Genomic DNA, 266 nt, shown 5'->3' with positions numbered 1-266 from the left:
CTACATGCCTTCCTGTGCGACCCGGGTGTTCGGCGCCGGTCACCATGATCCTGAATCCCGCTCGGACATGGAGCTGACGCTGGCGCTTCTGGACAAGGCCGGCTTCGAGGTGATCATTCCGGCGATCTCTGGACACCTGTGTTGCGGGATGGCCTTCCAGTCCAAGGGTCAGTACGCCGAAGCCGACCACAAGGCGCGGGAGCTCAATCGCGAGCTGCTGGCGGCCAGCCAGAACGGTCGCTACCCGGTGCTCTGTGATACCAGCC

General features: G+C 63.9%; 1 protein-coding gene. It reads left to right on the top strand.

The features are described 5' to 3' along the window. A partial coding sequence (locus P8629_RS11990) for a hypothetical protein (RefSeq protein WP_278166341.1) occupies positions 1-266 on the top strand: 266 nt, incomplete at both ends.

The sequence above is a fragment of the Hydrogenovibrio sp. 3SP14C1 genome (genome assembly GCF_029625905.1).
GTDB lineage: Bacteria > Pseudomonadota > Gammaproteobacteria > Thiomicrospirales > Thiomicrospiraceae > Hydrogenovibrio.
This window is presented reverse-complemented; position numbering and strand designations above follow the sequence as displayed.